Source organism: Mesorhizobium japonicum MAFF 303099 (assembly GCF_000009625.1).
Taxonomy (GTDB): Bacteria; Pseudomonadota; Alphaproteobacteria; order Rhizobiales; family Rhizobiaceae; genus Mesorhizobium; species Mesorhizobium japonicum.
Genome location: NC_002678.2, coordinates 4,608,853 through 4,624,398 on the forward strand (window position 1 = coordinate 4,608,853; position 15,546 = coordinate 4,624,398).

At 60.0% G+C, this 15,546-nt stretch carries 15 protein-coding genes and 2 pseudogenes; 13 read left to right on the top strand and 4 right to left on the bottom strand.

Annotated elements, in window-relative coordinates; all coding sequences use genetic code 11:
- Nucleotides 1–555 precede the first annotated feature (555 nt).
- Complete coding sequence (locus tag MAFF_RS39195) at nucleotides 556–729, top strand: hypothetical protein (RefSeq protein ID WP_157866046.1); 174 nt, start codon at nucleotides 556–558, stop codon at nucleotides 727–729.
- A complete protein-coding gene (locus MAFF_RS23430; RefSeq protein ID WP_044548925.1) occupies nucleotides 729–1,055 on the top strand; it encodes a hypothetical protein in 327 nt (108 codons plus the stop codon). The genes MAFF_RS39195 and MAFF_RS23430 overlap by 1 nt, the downstream gene beginning before the upstream one ends.
- A 73-nt stretch (nucleotides 1,056–1,128) precedes the next feature.
- On the opposite strand, the gene MAFF_RS23435 is transcribed toward MAFF_RS23430, so the two are convergent.
- Both MAFF_RS23435 and traA read right to left on the bottom strand, forming a co-directional pair.
- Complete coding sequence (locus tag MAFF_RS23435) at nucleotides 1,129–1,335, bottom strand: helix-turn-helix transcriptional regulator (protein WP_044548928.1); 207 nt, start codon at nucleotides 1,333–1,335, stop codon at nucleotides 1,129–1,131.
- Nucleotides 1,336–1,462: 127 nt separating this feature from the next.
- The gene (gene traA / locus MAFF_RS23440) at nucleotides 1,463–4,510 is read right to left on the bottom strand and encodes a Ti-type conjugative transfer relaxase TraA (protein WP_010913459.1); all 3,048 of its coding nucleotides are present in this window, start codon (nucleotides 4,508–4,510) and stop codon (nucleotides 1,463–1,465) included.
- A 172-nt stretch (nucleotides 4,511–4,682) separates the two neighbouring features.
- On the opposite strand from traA, the gene MAFF_RS23445 reads away from it, so the two are divergent.
- The 5 genes from MAFF_RS23445 (at nucleotide 4,683) to MAFF_RS23465 (ending at nucleotide 7,857) form a co-directional block, all read left to right on the top strand.
- Nucleotides 4,683–5,009 carry a conjugal transfer protein TraD gene (locus MAFF_RS23445; protein WP_044551190.1) on the top strand — a complete coding sequence of 109 codons (327 nt, stop codon included), beginning with the start codon at nucleotides 4,683–4,685 and terminating at the stop codon, nucleotides 5,007–5,009.
- Nucleotide 5,010: 1 nt separating this feature from the next.
- On the top strand, nucleotides 5,011–5,259 hold the full coding sequence (locus tag MAFF_RS23450; RefSeq protein ID WP_044548930.1) for a conjugal transfer protein TraD: 249 nt from the start codon (nucleotides 5,011–5,013) through the stop codon (nucleotides 5,257–5,259).
- 416 nt (nucleotides 5,260–5,675) lie between these two features.
- Entirely contained in the window at nucleotides 5,676–6,131 is a 456-nt protein-coding gene (locus MAFF_RS23455; protein WP_044548931.1) for a YidB family protein, read from the top strand.
- 321 nt (nucleotides 6,132–6,452) lie between these two features.
- On the top strand, nucleotides 6,453–6,665 hold the full coding sequence (locus MAFF_RS23460) for a DUF768 domain-containing protein (RefSeq protein WP_010913462.1): 213 nt from the start codon (nucleotides 6,453–6,455) through the stop codon (nucleotides 6,663–6,665).
- Nucleotides 6,666–7,239: 574 nt separating this feature from the next.
- Nucleotides 7,240–7,857 carry a DUF2062 domain-containing protein gene (locus tag MAFF_RS23465; protein WP_044551192.1) on the top strand — a complete coding sequence of 206 codons (618 nt, stop codon included), beginning with the start codon at nucleotides 7,240–7,242 and terminating at the stop codon, nucleotides 7,855–7,857.
- 902 nt (nucleotides 7,858–8,759) lie between these two features.
- Here MAFF_RS23465 and MAFF_RS23470 read toward each other — a convergent pair.
- Nucleotides 8,760–9,559, bottom strand: a pseudogene (locus MAFF_RS23470) (class I SAM-dependent methyltransferase).
- Nucleotides 9,560–9,675: 116 nt separating this feature from the next.
- Here MAFF_RS23470 and MAFF_RS23475 point away from each other — a divergent pair.
- From MAFF_RS23475 to MAFF_RS23495, 5 genes are all read left to right on the top strand, one after another.
- The gene (locus tag MAFF_RS23475; RefSeq protein WP_244420593.1) at nucleotides 9,676–11,181 is read left to right on the top strand and encodes a sensor histidine kinase; all 1,506 of its coding nucleotides are present in this window, start codon (nucleotides 9,676–9,678) and stop codon (nucleotides 11,179–11,181) included.
- Nucleotides 11,178–11,624: a response regulator gene (locus MAFF_RS23480; RefSeq protein WP_010913467.1), complete on the top strand. Its 447-nt coding sequence runs from the start codon at nucleotides 11,178–11,180 to the stop codon at nucleotides 11,622–11,624. Before MAFF_RS23475 ends, MAFF_RS23480 begins: the two co-directional genes overlap by 4 nt.
- A gap of 6 nt (nucleotides 11,625–11,630) precedes the next feature.
- Complete coding sequence (locus MAFF_RS23485) at nucleotides 11,631–12,662, top strand: histidine kinase dimerization/phosphoacceptor domain -containing protein (RefSeq protein ID WP_010913468.1); 1,032 nt, start codon at nucleotides 11,631–11,633, stop codon at nucleotides 12,660–12,662.
- Between the two features lie 83 nt (nucleotides 12,663–12,745).
- Nucleotides 12,746–13,888: a sugar ABC transporter substrate-binding protein gene (locus MAFF_RS23490; protein ID WP_010913469.1), complete on the top strand. Its 1,143-nt coding sequence runs from the start codon at nucleotides 12,746–12,748 to the stop codon at nucleotides 13,886–13,888.
- A gap of 142 nt (nucleotides 13,889–14,030) precedes the next feature.
- Nucleotides 14,031–14,210 (top strand): hypothetical protein, encoded by a 180-nt coding sequence (locus tag MAFF_RS23495; protein ID WP_019863601.1) that lies wholly within the window; start codon nucleotides 14,031–14,033, stop codon nucleotides 14,208–14,210.
- Nucleotides 14,211–14,282: 72 nt separating this feature from the next.
- Here the strand turns inward: MAFF_RS23495 and MAFF_RS23500 are convergent.
- Nucleotides 14,283–14,815 (bottom strand): annotated as a pseudogene (locus MAFF_RS23500) (PRC-barrel domain-containing protein); the annotation flags it as partial.
- A gap of 461 nt (nucleotides 14,816–15,276) precedes the next feature.
- Between MAFF_RS23500 and MAFF_RS40085 the strand changes: the two are divergent.
- Entirely contained in the window at nucleotides 15,277–15,441 is a 165-nt protein-coding gene (locus MAFF_RS40085) for a hypothetical protein (RefSeq protein ID WP_010913471.1), read from the top strand.
- The last annotated feature ends 105 nt before the right edge of the window (nucleotides 15,442–15,546 follow it).

Consider the following 15,546-nt stretch of genomic DNA (forward strand, 5'->3'; position numbering starts at 1 on the left):
TTGTCCTTGCAGACGGTCACGGAAAGTCCGCCATCGCTCGTTCTCATCAATGTATAACCGGTGAACCCTTTACCTTCCGCAAAAGGGCTTCGATATCTCCCTTTTTGGCTTCGAGCAGGTCAAACAGCTCCTTCGCACCCGTACCACTAAACTTTCTGACTACGGCATGCATCTCACGGTCCTCCCTTGTCACCATCTGTGACCGGGATTGGTTCGTCCGGCATCTCGGCACAGACGGCTGAAGATCAAACAGCGTAATGCCGATCGTTGCAAGAAATGCCGGGTTGAAGGGCGAGCCTGAGAAACCGGAACCGGTTTGCTCCGGACAGTCAGCCGGTGTCGCGTCCATGTCGCGTGGACTTGCCGATAGTCGCAGGAAACCCTTGGAAATCAATGGTAGCAGTTTGCAACATGACGCGACATGAAATCGGGTATGAGTGCCCACCCATCATGGGTCAAGTTCTTGATTTTTCCTTGATAAGGTGATGGTGCCAGAGGCGGAATCGAAGTGTAAGCTATCTATTTGAATCTAAGTAGAAATCTCCATTGAGGGCATTGATCGATACCCTCAAAATTACCCAATCCAAAATCGTACCGATGGTTCGGTTCCATTATCCACAGAAAAAAGCATGGCATGATGCGATAAAGGCCATCATTTCACCAGCTCTCGAAGCGAAGGAGGCTGAGAAGCCGATGGTTCGTGCGCGTTATCGAAAGAAACTGAATTGATGCAGAGAAGGTTCAGTGACCACCAGATCGAAGAGTTCCTGCGATTGCATCTGACAAAATACCCAGATGCCATTGAACGTATGCACTTCGTTATGAAGCATCCGTTTCGGGATAACGACGAGCAAATGTCCAGAAATACGCGAGAGATCCTGGACACAGCTCAACACTTAGCGTTTTTCCATGCCCATGCGCAGGAAACGCCCAAAGATCGCCTCTTGAAAGTCGCCGACCCCTATTATCACGCGCGCTACGATATCCAATCCGATGTTATCGCTTATGTCGCTGCCATGCTTGGCCCTATGGGTTCCTATGAGGTCGAGGAATGATGCGGGCAATTTCAAACTGAGACACTGCCCCAGGATCGGGGCGGAATTTCAAACTGACCCACTACCATCGGGTTTAATCACCCTCTCGCCTCGGCCTCCAAGATACCGGATCCTCCACCCACCGATTGATATCGGATTCGCGCCAGCCCGCCCCGTTGACACTGATCTTGATCTGAGCCGGGAACGTGCCTTCGCCAATCTTGCGATAGATGGTTGAGCGGGACAGGCCGGTCCTGGCAAGGACGGTTTTGAGGCGTATGATACGATTCGGCTCGGACATAACTGCCTGCACCTCACTGGTTGTTGCTGATTTCTGTTGGGACAGACAGGACGAACCCCTGCCGGAGACAATCAGGTTTGTAGCCTCAGCCGGCTGCGGCGTGGAAACGGCGGCAAATCGGCATGCCTTAGATCCCAATGCCCCGCCCCTTGCCGATGCCATGGCTGAACGCCAGTTCCGCGCCCAAGCGACGACCCGAATCCACGTTGATGCCAAGCTCGCGTTTGCGGTTTGCCAGTAGGGATTCAAGTTGAGGGTCGCGTTCAAGGCTCTTGGCCATATCGGACATCGCCGAACGCGTTGACTTGTAGCCGGACATGTCGCCGGCTTGGTATTGGTGCTGGCTTGTCCGGTGGAGCTTCTGCCAACGTTCCACGAAACGGTCGGCGCGGCGGCCCGGATCGTTGTCCATACCGGTACGGATTTCCGTCTCAAGCTGGAGAGCAAGAACGATGCGACTGACGCGGCCGGCCCCCGCTTCACGGACAAGCTCGGGATTCTTGACGTAGGCCGCTTCGGCATCGCGCCAGCCATGAGGCCGAACCTTCTCGAAAGCGCTACGGGCATCCCTCAATTCGCGCAGCTGGTCGGGACTGCCCTGCCCGTCCGCATTTCCAGTACTGAGGATCGCGTCGAGCGCGCGCGCGTGACGCACAAGCGCCTGGGTTCGAGCGCTGCGCAACGCCGCTTCCCCGTCCACCGGCAAGTCAGTGTCGCGCGACACTCCCCTGGCAGAAGGATCTCTTTCCGGCGTGGCGCCAACACCTCCCATCCGCGCCCCAACATTTTCCCTTCCCGGCCCAGGTTCACGTTCCTGCATGGGCTCCGCTTCTCCAGGCGAGCGCAACCCGTCCAGCAGTCCGCCGATCCTGTCACGCAACTTCTCCGGAACGACCCGGCGCACGATCTCGACCAGGCGCTCGCGGAACGTGATGCCGCGCCGCTCGGCATAGCTCTGCGCCGGGTCGATCCGCTCGTATTCCGACGCCATGTCCTTGGCGCGGTCCCGTGACAGCGCACGGACCAGCCGCTCCCGCGTACTGAAGTCGTCGTCGCCGTAGTGCAGGTTCATCCCGTCGCGATGCCGCGACAGGGCGACGTAGCTGCCATGCGCATCCATCCCAGGCGTGGCGAGCACATAGGTCCGGTCGACGGTCATGCCCTGCGCCTTGTGGATGGTGGCCGCATAGCCGTGGTCGATGTGGGCGTAATCTTTCAGATCGAACCGTACGGACCTGCCGTCGTCGGTGCGCGCCGTCATGCTTTGTGTACTGACCTCTTCGATAACGCCGAGCGTGCCGTTCTTGACGCCGAGACCGCGCTCGTTGCGCAGGAACATGATACGGTCGCCGCCTGCGAAGGTCCGTGCACCGCGCTCGACATGCACGTGAACGTCGTCGCCGAGATCGCCGGCAGCGCGCATGCGCTCACGCGCTGCCTGGTTGAGCGCGCGCACTTCGTCGTTTGTGTGGGTGAGAATGATCCGGCTTGCCTGTGGTTGTGCCTGCCTGTCGCGATCCCAGCGCTCGACGAGATCACTGCGCGCCTCGTCGCGCGTCACAGCCTGATGCACCATGCCTTGGACGTCGTAGGTGCTGATAGCGGCGCCGATCCTGCCGGTTGCAAGATCGCGCGTGGCGTCACGCTGCCAATCCTCGCGCTGCCGGCGCACCTGGCCGATTTCGACACCGCCATGTCGCTGATGGATGGAACGGAATGCAGCGCCGGCTTCGATTGCCTGCAACTGCTGCGGATCGCCGACCAGCACGACCTTCGCGCCAACGTCAGCCGCATGGGAAAGCACGCGCTCCAACTGGCGCGTGCCGACCATGCCGGCCTCATCGATCACCAGGACATCGCGCGCGGTGAGCAGATCCCTACCCTGTTCCCACCCATGCTCCATACTGGCTATGGTGCGTGACGAGATGCCTGAACCGCCTTCCAGATTCTCGGCGGCGATGCCGGAGAGTGCCGCACCTCGAACCTCATAGCCCGCTGCTGCCCATGCCTGGCGCGCAACGCCCAGCATGGCGCTCTTACCCGTTCCGGCAAAGCCGACGACGACACCAAGACCGCGGCCGTCGGTGATATGCGCAAGCGCATCGGTCTGCTCGCCCGAAAGGATAAGACCGCGTTGCGCAGCCCGGGCCAGTACTGCCTCGCGATATGCGTCACTCACCGCGTGACGCTCGTCCAAATCCATACGCTCCGCAGCGCGGTGAAGGCGCTGTTCGGTGTCGATCATCTGCCTGGTGGTGAAACGGTCTTCGCCGCGTCCGTCCTTGCCGAGTTCGACCAGATGGGGTGCGTTGCCGATGGCTGCCACGACCGCGTTGAACTGCTCCATTCCATCGCTGTGGCGATGCGAGAACTTCGCGATGTCTTTTCGGGTGAAGGTCGATTGCTGATGCGTGATGGCATCGAGTGCCACGGATGGATCGGCAATGATGCGCGCACCATTGTTGCGCGCGATCTCGCGATGCAGTTCGGCGCGATCTGCTTCACTATCGCCAGCAGCAAGGCCACTGCCCTCGATGCGTTGAGCCGGTGCACCAATCTGGGTTTGCGGCTCCAGCGCAATGCCCTGCGCTTCCAGACTGCGATGGTCTATGCGTGCGTCGATATCGAGATCGGCCAGGCGCTCATTGGCCAGCTCCGCCCACCGCTCGCGCCAGCGCTCGACCAGCTGGGTAGCATTCCAGCCTCGAACCTTCGCCCCAAAGCCATTCTCGTCGACGGCCCGCATGGTCAGCATGACATGAGCGTGCGGCTTGGGACTGCCATCCTCTGCCCTGTCCCAATGCACATTGAGATCGGCGGCCATGCCCTTGCTGACAAACTCGACTTGTACAAAGTCGCGCGCCAGTTCGATGCCTTGCGCCTGGCCGAGTTCGCGCGGCAGGGCAAACTCGACCTCGCGGGCAAGCTGCGCGTCCTTGCGTGCCTCGAACGCCTCGACATCGTTCCACAGCCTCTCGCGGTCGCGCCAGGCCTCCGGTGCATCCTCCGGCAGCATCACCTCGGAATGGACGACACCGCGCTTGGCGGAGAAGTCGTGGCTGCGTTCGATGCGCTCGTCGCGCAGCCGCGACGCTGAACGGTAGGCGGCCGACGCGACAGCGCTTGAGCCGGCCTTGCGGCCAATGACCTTGACGTGAAGATGATAGATCGCCATCGCGACCAGATCATTTGCACGGCAAAGCGGACGTCGGCACGACGTATAAGCGCGCCCTCCCTCGAAAAAATCTCGGGATGGACCAGCCCATCCCGGGTTGTCTCGGCAACGCTGAAGCCTTCCGGCACACGCTCGCCTATCATTGCCACATCGACAATCAATGGAGAAAGCCATGCGGAAACCACGGGACTTCGACGCGGAACTGAAGGCGCTGGAAGAAAAAGCGCGCGAGCTGAAAACGCGAAAGGTGCAGCAACTTGGCGAACTGGTGATCGCCACCGGCGCCGATCAGCTCAGCACCGACGAACTGGCCGGCGCACTGGTCGCAATCGCTGAGACGAAAGACGCCTCAAAGCGTGAGGCATGGGCCAAGCGTGGAGTGATGTTTTTCGAAAGCAGGTCCCGGCGAACTGCTCCGGCATCTCACCACAACAATCGCAGCGCTCCAGCACAACCGGGCAGCCCACAATCGCCGGCAGGCGGCACAGGCTCGCAATGACATGCGCACGTGGCAGGTCGAGCGCCGAAAACGCACCCGACATCTGATCGAACTCGGCGGTCTCGTCGCCAAAGCCGGCATCGTCGAGCTGACCAATGACGATCGCGCCACCATCTATGGCGCCCTGCTTTGGATCGCCGCCAAGCTCAAAAGCGAAGGTGGAGAACACGCGCGGGCGCTGTGGGTCGAAAAGGCGAAAGCGGCCCTCGCAACGGCGCGGATTGAAGAGCCAAATGGTTTACGAACATAGCGGTGTCTGCGCCCGCTGTCGCGCCTGCGGTCGATGCTAGGTTCTTAAATCTTGAAGTCTCGCAGGGAGCCGTGTCCGGGCGGTCCGGGCGCGCAGGATCGAAGAGCTTCCAAGAATCAAGTCGAGAAAGAAAAGGATCCGCTCTCGCCGTAGTCGTAAAGCTCGGCACTGTTGCCGGTCACTGTTAGCTCGAAATGGGAACTGCTCCCATAGTCGTAGCCGTCATATCGCCCGCCTTGTTGCGGCCATCATCGGCCGCGTGAAGCACTTGTGCGGCGAAGAGGATCTGCGACACGCTTCCTTGCAGGATTTCCGGCTGGAGACGGACTGAACGCATTGGGAGCTCTAGTCGACCCGAACGGGTGGAACCTTTGCCAGCACGAAACCTTCTCCTTGTGACCCTAGGAGGAAAACGAATGGCAAATCTTGGAAGAATGGCTGTCGCCATACTCGGCATTCTGGCCTATCAAAATCGCGACAAGATCGGAGACTTGATCCGCGGTGGGGGAAATACCGATCCGAACAATCCTCAAGGCGGGCTCTTGGATCAGGTATCCAAGAGTGTCTCGGGGACGGCGTTGGGGGACATCCTCGACCGCTTCAGGAATGCGGGAGCAGGGTCGAAAGTGGATTCGTGGGTCAGTCGCGGCCCGAACCAGCCGATCGACCCGAAAGATGTCGAAACAGCGATAGACGAGGACACTCTCACATCGCTTTCCATGCAAACTGGCCTGTCGCGCGACGAACTGATTGCCAGGATCACGAAAGACCTGCCGGAGGCGGTCGACAAGCTGACTCCAAATGGCGAACTGCCAGCACCCACTGATGAGATTACACTCCTCGATCAGGTGCCGCCACGCACAGGAACCTAACCTGATCGTGCGACAGAACATTGTTTGCGGGGCAACATTCAAAGGTCGGTCAGCCAACGGAGGCTTTCCATGACCCGAAGACGAGTGGACAAGGAACGATTCGAGCGCGCCGATCGTGAGGCTAAAATTGCGATTGAGGCGTAGCGTCAAAGCCGAATTGTCAAGACAGCGCTGCTCCGGGAAGAGCGGCTGTCTGTTGAGCAAGCGGTTGAGAAGCCTGCGCGGGCTAACCGTCGGCCAGCGGCCGCAAAGAAGCCAGCACGAAAGGTTATCGCGGTCGAGTGAGGCGGAACTTAAGACCGCGAGTGAGCTTTAGACTCAATGAGCACGCGCGGAATCAACTTCCTGCATCAGTGGATAGCCAACAACGTGCCCGAGACCACGAAACCGGATGCTGTCTCTATTTCCGAGATCACCCACAAGCTATTTTCCGACGCCAAAGCCCTCGGGATCAAGCGTGAGGACATCGATGAAGAGGTCGAGAGCCTTACCGCACACTGTTCGATTGGATTGTGCATTTCGACCCTGGCTTGACGGAATAGCCTTGCCACCAATCTCTTGAGCCCGCCGCCGGGGTTCGACGGCGGGCAAGCAAACGGCTGTAAATCCCTTGCGAGGATCTCGGCCGCCCACCTATATTACAACTCGCTGATGTATGCGGTTGCGTCAAGAGCCTTTCCTCATGCTTTCTGAGGACAGGGGACTCCAGTCGTAGTTGAGCGCACGCTAATATGCCTATAACGTAGGCATTGCGGGCCTATAACCCCGAGACCATACCCACTCGCAATGGACCCGACGTGCGCTTAGGTCCGCCGACCTTCATGGCGCGGGTCTATTGGAGCCAAAAATAGTAGAATAAGACAGGTACCACGCAAAAAGCAGGGGCGGATTGGCGGAATGCCGATAACCAGACGCTCTACCCATTCAACTCGGTCCAAAACTATGCCGGGTTCTCAGCCTTGGTTTTTCCAACTGTTGCCCGACTATCCGCACTTGCGCTTTCGGACAACCGGTTGATCAGCATATTCGGAACAAAGCAGCACAGGCTGCGTTTTTTCAGAGACGAGGTCCATCCGTTCAACCGACCGCGTTTGAAGTGGGCAAGAGAGTGCTCTTTAGACGCCGAAATCCTGATGGTCTCTTCGAACGATTGCGCATTTATATGTGGCCGCGCCGCTCCTTCTCGCGATCGTTTCAGTATGTTTCAAAGCGTATCCTCCGGCTGAACGCCACTCCAACGGCCGTCGCGGCGGGGGTGGCGGCTGGGGTTTTCGCGTCTTTCTTTCCACTAGGGTCCCATTTCGCCATTGCCGCCATCGTGTGCTGGCTGATTTCAGGAAACATGGTGGCGGCAGGGCTAGGAACATTTGTCTTTGGCAATCCGCTGACCCTCCCGTTTGTTGTGGGAGCGACTTGGGAGACCGGCAAGATTATGTTGCATGGCCACATGCAAAGTGACGAACGGCCGGCCCATCTGAGTGAGATGTTGCAGACCCTTTCAATTTCGCAACTGTGGGCACCGGTCTTAAAGCCCATGCTGTGCGGTGCGGTGCCACTCGGGCTGGTTTTTGGCCTGTTGTTCTATGGCATCACCCGCTGTGGCATGACAGCCTTCCGCGAAAAGAGGCGCAAGCGACTGGCCGAAAAGGGGAGCCTGCTCCAGCAGCAGGAAGACATCGTGTTATCACCCCCTCTGCCCACTCGACATCGCCGTGCTGGAGGGTGAATCGCGGCAGGGCCGCTGTAGAAATGCGTCCGCTCGTCGGAAATATCGCCGCTATAAGCGCTTCCCTACAATTGGCGGCCCGGATATCTGGAGCCTCCGTCATGGGTTCCTCGCCGCACTTTATTGATGAACGCCCCGTCTGCCGAATGGCAGCTATACGCCGTGCTCGCCCCGATAGCGGACTGGCCGTTTCCCCCCATTCGGACAAAGCAGCAAAGAAAAACCCGCCGACCGAAGCCGACGGGCTTTTTTCCTCGTACTACGCGGCTTCCCGGGATGGCCCCCGCCAACAATCCAGAAAACTCAAGCGCTGCGGTCACTCGTATCTCAGACCCTCGATCGGCGCTGTAAACCGGTGGCAACAGGCGGCCTGATTTCGCAACGTGAGGCGTGTTGGCGCCTCCTTTGTGTCGCCTTGAGTGTGTTGGTTCTAAATTGGACGCCAGAATCTTTTGATTCCGATCAAGGCGATGATTTCGCAACTACACTATTTCATCCCAAGCTCAGCACCATTTTTCTTGGTGACTTAGTGGTGAAGAAATCCCGGACCCCCTTATCAGTAAAACGGATAATCCCAATTCTCGCTTCTTTTGCCAGAAAGAGGCCAACCTGCAGTGGACCGTATGGGACCGCGTCGCCGACAGACCTGCCAGCCTCGGCGGACGTGAACTGGTCGGATGCACGTCCTATCGCGCAAGTGCGGCCGCTTCCCGGTGACGCAGATTTATTCGCATGGGCTGGAGGCAGGTGCGCACCCGCAGCGGCCCGAGCCAGAAACGCCAAAGGGCTCGGAAGTACGCGCCTCGCGGGACGAGGAAAACTCGCGCCAGTCTTCCTAGCGCCTTCCTCGGCCAGGGACTGTCACCCCCTCCCAGCCGGATGCGACAGGCTTCTTGGTGCTCTCAGGGCGCGATCCCCCGGCAAGCCCAGGCGACATTGGCAAAGGAACGCGGTCCGTCCGGCTGGCCGGCCTGATATGCTTCGCGCACCGCCGCCTCGGCTCTCGCGCGATCCGGCGCATCGAGGGACGACAAGAACTTGCCGAACGGGCCCTCGCCTGCGACCATCGGCGACCAATAGTCGTCAAAATTGCTGTAATCCATCCGGATCATCAGCTGCGTCTCGCTAACCTGCAGAAGCCCTTGCTCAATGAAGGTCGCCTTCATCTCTCCCGGCCTCATCATGGGTTGGAAGCAATAGCGCTCACGAAACTGGCGGCCGGCTTCGCTGAGCGCCGCAACCGTATCGACCATCATGCGCATGCCCGGCATGCCTCCCAGATGATCCCAGACAGAAGCGGCGACGACGCCGCCAGGCCGAACGACGCGGCGCATTTCGGCCACAGCCTTGCCGGCGTCGGTGACGAAATGCAGCACCAGAAGCGCCAGCGCGCGATCGAAGGCTCCATCGTCAAAGGCCAGCGCGCAGGCGTCGCCCTGCTCAACCTTTATTCTTGGATCAGTGCTGCGCCTGATCGTTTCAGCGACGAAAACCGGCGAATCGTCGATGGCGGTGATCTCCTTGAGGTCAGCCGCCTTCAGCAGGGCAAATGTCAGACTGCCAGTGCCGCAGCCGACGTCGAGGATCTTCTCGCCAGCCGAGATGCCCGCGAAATCTATGAAAAGCGGCGAAGCTTCTGGCTCCATCGGCCCATGAGCTTCTCATAGCCGCTGGCATCATGGACGGTAAAAGTCGAAGTCACTTGTCCCCTCCCTCAATGCAACGCGAACACAGCCTTGTTTGGGCGGCGCGTCGGTTGTGGGAAAGTATAACGCTCGCTAGAGATAACGCCACCAATGCGCACCCAGTGAGACGAATTTGTCTGAAAATCCAACCGACAAGGTCATGCTGCGTGGCTCCAGCGCTCTGCTGGCGATGGGCCTGCTGGTTCTGATGGGCATCGTCACCGCCACATACCTGCTCGCCGAGAAGTCGCGCATCAGCTTCGACGATGTGATCGCGGCGCGCGACACGCGCACCGCCGCCGTCGATGTCCGCAATTCGCTGCTCTCGGCGGAATCCAGTCAGCGGGGTTTCCTCTTAAACGGCAACGAGATCTATCTCTCGCCTTACGATACGGCAAAGTCTTCGGCTCTTCGCCGGTTCGAAAAGTTGCAGCTCCTCGTTGCCGGCGAACCCGAGACTGCGGCATCGATCGACCAGCTCAAGGCAATCATCGGCGAAAAACTTGCCGAAATGGACAAGACCGTCGCCCTGAAGCGACAGCGCAAGGACGATGCCGTGGCGGCGATCGTCGCTTCCAACCGTGGCAAGACGCTGATGGATCAGGCCAACGTCTACTTCAACGGCATCATCCTTGCGGCCGACGACCGGCTGACCGCGCGGGTGGCGGAACAACGGTCCTACTTCGCCTGGCTGCGCATGATTACCATAGCCGGCGGCATAGCGATCGTTATCGTGGTCGGCTTTGCCTGGGCGTCGCTCTTGCGCCACACGCGCGAACTCAGCGCCGCGCGGCGAAACCTCGAGGCTCTCAACAGCGGGCTGGAAACCAGGGTGCGCGAGCGCACCGCCGACCTGGTGCGGGCCAATGAAGAGGTTCAGCGCTTCGCATACATCGTCACCCATGACCTGCGCGCGCCTCTCGTCAACATCATGGGTTTCACCAGCGAGCTGGAAGCAGGCGTCGCCAGCCTGCAGACGCTCATCGAAAAGTCCGGCATCGGCGCCAACGCGTCCGACCCCCTCGTTGCCAACGCACGAGTGGCGGCGGCGGAGGACCTGCCGGAAGCCATCGGTTTCATCCGCTCGTCGACGCGCAAAATGGATGGGCTCATCAACGCCATCCTCCAGCTTTCGCGCGAGGGACGCAGGCCGTTGCGGCCCGAAACCATTCAACTTGCGTCTTTGATCGAAAGCACCGTCTCCAGCTTCCAGCATCAGGTCAAGGAAGCGGGCGGGAAGATCGACGTCGATCTCGCAGGCGTTGAGATCGAGGCCGATCGCCTGTCGCTCGAGCAGGTCTTTGCCAACCTTTTCGACAATGCGACCAAATACCGCTCGCCCGCGCGGCCACTTCGCATCAGGGTCGGAGCAAGGATTATCCCCGGTGGCCGCATCGCCATCGATTTCGAGGACAATGGCCGCGGCGTCGCCGAGCAGGACGTGGAACGCATTTTCGAGCTGTTTCGGCGATCGGGTCTACAGGACCTGCCTGGCGACGGTATCGGACTTGCGCATGTACGAGCCATCCTGCGCAGGCTAGGCGGCGATATCACGGTCAAATCAAAGCTCGACGTTGGGACAACTTTCAGGATAGAGCTGCCGCTGATCGCGGCATCAAACGAAAGAGCGTTTGCATGAGCCAAGCCGGCAAACCTGTAACGATCGTCATGATCGAGGACGATGAGGGCCATGCGCGTCTCATCGAGAAGAACATTCGCCGCGCCGGCGTCAACAACGATGTCGTGGCTTTCACCAACGGTTCCAGCGCGCTCGCCTATCTGCTCGGGCCGGATGGCTCTGGCGATGCGAGCGTCGGCCGTCATCTTCTTGTCCTTCTCGATCTCAATCTGCCTGACATGACCGGCCTCGATATTCTGCAACAAATCAAGGCCAATCAGCATCTCAAGCGGATTCCTGTCGTGGTGCTGACAACGACCGACGACAGTCGCGAGATCCAGCGCTGCTACGATCTCGGCGCCAACGTCTACATCACCAAGCCCGTGAACTACGAAGGCTTCGCCAACGCCATCAGGCAGCTCGGCCTCCTGTTCACCGTCATTCAGGTCCCGGAAACGGCCTGAAAAGCGATGCCTGAAACCAGGGTCCTCTACATCGATGACGACGACGCGCTCGCGCGCCTCGTACAGAAAAAGCTCGGCCGCCTCGGTTTCGTCGTCGAGCATGCTTCCAGCCCGGAACAGGCTCTGACCAGACTTGAGGAAGGCGGCTTCGACGTCCTGGCGCTCGACCACTATCTGGGAGCCGGGACCGGGCTTGAATTCCTGGCAAGGCTTGCAACGCGCGGCGCTGCTCCCCCCGCCGTCTATGTAACAGGCTCTTCCGAAATGAGCGTCGCGGTGGCCGCCCTGAAGGCCGGGGCTAGCGACTTCGTGCCGAAGACGATCGGTGACGACTTCATAGCCCTTCTGGCCTCCGCTCTCGATCAGGCTGTCGCCAAGGCACGCCTCGTCGCCGAGAAGGAAGCCGCCGAGGCGCAGGTGCGTGCGGCGCGCGACCGCGCCGAACTCCTGCTGGCCGAGGTCAACCACCGGGTCGCCAACAGCCTTGCAATGGTCTCATCGCTGGTCAACCTGCAGGCCAATGTGTTGACGGACAAGGGTGCCAAGGATGCGCTTGCCGAAACCCAAGCGCGCATCTTCGCCATAGCCTCGGTGCACAAGCGCCTCTACACCTCCGGCTCGGTCGGCATCGTCGAACTCGACGGCTATCTCGGCGGCCTCCTGGAAAACCTTGGCGGCTCGATGCGTGGCCAGGGGCACGGCGCCAACCTGATCAGCGATCTGGCGCCGCTGACACTCGGCATCGACGCCACGATCAATCTCGGGGTGATCGTGACCGAATTGGTCACCAATGCCTTCAAATATGCCTATCCCGACAAATCCGGCGATGTACGCGTATTGCTGCGCGAGGACGGGCCGGGTCGCGCTTTGCTGACCGTCGAGGACGACGGCGTCGGCAACGCCGGCAACGTCATCAAGGGCACCGGCTTGGGAACGCGCATCATCAAGGCAATGGCAAGAAGCATCGACGCCGATGTTGCCTATCAGGCACGCGATCCCGGGACAGCGGTGGTTCTGAGCTTTGCCCTGCCGCAGTGACGGGCTATGCGCGCTGGCAGGCTTTGCCTCCGCCATGGGTCATGCAAGGATGCGCCCGGCGTTTTCTTCAGGTGGAGAGTTCGATGTTTTGGCAGACCGGTAGATTCGCCATGCGGCAGTTGCTGCCGATCGCTGCTCTGCTGCTCGCAACCAATGTCGCCTCGATGGCCGAGGGGTCACCCGGCATTACCGTTCCGACGGTTCTACAGCCATTCGTTCCAACGGCGCCGAGCTGCTCGAAGCCAACCGACCTCAAGCCGATCCTGGCATTCGCCAAGGACAACAAGCGTGAGTTCATCGAGGGTGTCGATCATGGCCTGGCTCAGGCGGCCGAAGACAACCATCTGGAATATCGTGTCGCCCTCGCCGCCAATGACAGCGCCAAGATGATCTCGGACGTCGAGGCGCTGCGCGCCGAGCGGGTGGGCGGGATCGTTGTGTCTCCCGTAGACCCGGCGGCGCTGGCCCCCAGCCTGCAAAAGGCCATGTGGTCTGGAACCTATGTCAGCACGGTCGTCGCACCGCCGGCAACGTCGCTGCTCAACGCGCCGCAATATCTCACCGGGAAGGAACTGGGAGACGCGGCGGTCGCGTATATCAAGGACAAGTTCCACGGCCGAGCCGACGTGGTGCTGCTGACCCAGGACAGCCTGCAATTTCTCACGCCGCGTTTCGTCGCCATCCGCGATGCGCTCGACACGCTGCCAGACGTGCGCATCGTAGCCGATATCTCCCCCAATCCCGTCAGCAAGGAAGGAGGATTGGCCACGATGCGGATGGTCATCCAGGCGCATCCGCATGTGGACGTGGTGCTGGGCGCCGATGGTGTCGTCCTTGGCGCCCTGCAGGCGCTGCGGGAGGCTGGCAAGGACAGGCCGGATCAGTTCATCGGAGGGATCGACGGCGAGCCCGAGGCAATAGCCGAAATCACAAAGGGAGGTCCCTACAAGATGACGGTCAGCCTGAATTCGCCTGTCTTCGGATATGCGATGGGCCAGCATGCGGCCGACTGGCTCGAGGGAAAGCCGATCCCGCAAGCGATGGATATCCTGCCGCACGTCATCACGGCGCAAAACCTTGGCGACTATCAAAAGGATCTTGCCAATCCAGGCGCGGTCTATGCCGATCCGGCGCGAAGAGATGGCTATCTACGGATGTATGGCAACATCTGCTACGACAGCCGCGATCAATATCTCAATTTCCCCTGGTCGTCTGAATCTCGATAGTAGACGCACCATCCGGAGGCTGGCCAACAGGCCATTTGACCGGACCAACGCCATTACGACACCGACGTGTCGAATTGTTTGCATTCAAACGACTTTTGCGACGCTATCTCCGTGCCCTCACTTGGTGATCGTGGGAGGACACATGGGATCGCCCGAGCACGCAGTCGAAATCATTCGCGACAAGAAATGGACCGTCCGCGTGACAGCCTACGGCAACACGCTGACCTTCCCTTTCGAGGCCGAAAGTTACGCGCGCTCCTACGCGGACGGCCAGGCGTTCCGGCTTGGTGTCGAGGTAGCTGAACGCAAGAAGTGCGCGTGAAGGCTCGTGCGTTCGCCTAACACGTGATCGCGGTCTCGACCGCTAGGGAACGAGCTGGCTTGGCTCGATCTTTCACTTGGAGTCGGTATTGGCTTGTGGGACCGACGGGGTTCCAGAGCGAACCGGGTCCGGGATCAACTTCTGGAAGATCGCATCGTTCTTCGCTCGCCACGCTTCATCCGCAAGCCACAGATATTTCTGGTCGGGCATCAACGGCACGGCTTTGACATCGGCGCTGGAGATGCGGAGGTAGAAGCTTGTCCGCTCCTCGTTCACTTGAAGATAACGTAGCGGGACGACGATGCTGTCCTTCCCGGCGATAAAGAACCCACCTGAGGCAACGACTGCGTAGTCCCATCGGTCCTTCGTGCCAATCACGACATTTCGAACTTCGCCAACGATCTTGTCATCCGAGCTGCGGACCTCGGAGCCAACGATCTCGTCGACGCGAAGGCCAGGTCCAAGGTCGTCGAGATTGATGAGCGGGCGGGCGTCTGGGGCGTCACGATTGCCCTGGATATCCCACCTTCATGCTGCTTAGGTTCGCCTGCTGCCAATTGCTCATCGGCAAGATCCTCATCATTACCCGCGAGACGGCCCCTGCTGTACGTTCATTTGACGCTTCATTTAGCCGTCATTATTGGGATAATTGTATCCTTTTTTGAGTTATATATTAAAGAGTGACGAACGATATCACCGGCGACGATGCGCCGTTCATCCGATGGAATGGACAGGACCGGCGCTGCCGCCTACGGCGTAGGCCAACAGGCTTAATTGCGAGACTCGCTTGTGTAGGAATAAATCAATTATGCGGGGGAGGCTCCCGGGCCCCACCGCAACGGTGCGCGGGTGTCGAAGCGCCCCAATGCCCCACCCGCACCTTCCCCATTTGCAATGGCTCGGCCGCCGGCCTTTTTCAATATCAAATCGCCCAGGAACATTAGACGTCGCTAAAAGTTGATCAGCGCGGCAGGGCGGGTCCTCTGCCGAAGATCGGGGCGACGCCCTGATCGGCCCGCGCTCTCTCCGCCAAAGGAGTGCGGGCTTTCGCGTTACAGGGGCAGCGATGGTCGACAAGCCTGCAACAACTTACGTGGTCAGCGTATTCGAGAAGCCGCACTGGCGCACCGTGCTGACTACCAAGGACAAGCAGAAAGCGCTCGATACGGCCAAGGAGATCGGCGACAAGGTGCGGGTCCAGGAGATCACGTCGAAGCCGCAGAAGCGCTAATGGAAGCTGGCCGACGCCTCGTTGGGCGGGGGGCGTTGGGGTAAAAGGCGCCGGCCAGGCGGTAATAGGTCCGCCGCGCTGCACAGATGGCCGATTTATCGGGGG

Bases quoted from the DNA above. Each gene is read 5' to 3' on its own strand.
- MAFF_RS23430 (WP_044548925.1), top strand. From the start codon at position 729: ATGCAGAGAAGGTTCAGTGACCACCAGATCGAAGAGTTCCTGCGATTG.
- MAFF_RS23435 (WP_044548928.1), bottom strand. From the start codon at position 1,335: ATGTCCGAGCCGAATCGTATCATACGCCTCAAAACCGTCCTTGCCAGG.
- traA (WP_010913459.1), bottom strand. From the start codon at position 4,510: ATGGCGATCTATCATCTTCACGTCAAGGTCATTGGCCGCAAGGCCGGC.
- MAFF_RS23445 (WP_044551190.1), top strand. From the start codon at position 4,683: ATGCGGAAACCACGGGACTTCGACGCGGAACTGAAGGCGCTGGAAGAA.
- MAFF_RS23450 (WP_044548930.1), top strand. From the start codon at position 5,011: ATGCGCACGTGGCAGGTCGAGCGCCGAAAACGCACCCGACATCTGATC.
- MAFF_RS23455 (WP_044548931.1), top strand. From the start codon at position 5,676: ATGGCAAATCTTGGAAGAATGGCTGTCGCCATACTCGGCATTCTGGCC.
- MAFF_RS23460 (WP_010913462.1), top strand. From the start codon at position 6,453: ATGAGCACGCGCGGAATCAACTTCCTGCATCAGTGGATAGCCAACAAC.
- MAFF_RS23480 (WP_010913467.1), top strand. From the start codon at position 11,178: ATGAGCCAAGCCGGCAAACCTGTAACGATCGTCATGATCGAGGACGAT.
- MAFF_RS23485 (WP_010913468.1), top strand. From the start codon at position 11,631: ATGCCTGAAACCAGGGTCCTCTACATCGATGACGACGACGCGCTCGCG.
- MAFF_RS23490 (WP_010913469.1), top strand. From the start codon at position 12,746: ATGTTTTGGCAGACCGGTAGATTCGCCATGCGGCAGTTGCTGCCGATC.
- MAFF_RS23495 (WP_019863601.1), top strand. From the start codon at position 14,031: ATGGGATCGCCCGAGCACGCAGTCGAAATCATTCGCGACAAGAAATGG.
- MAFF_RS40085 (WP_010913471.1), top strand. From the start codon at position 15,277: ATGGTCGACAAGCCTGCAACAACTTACGTGGTCAGCGTATTCGAGAAG.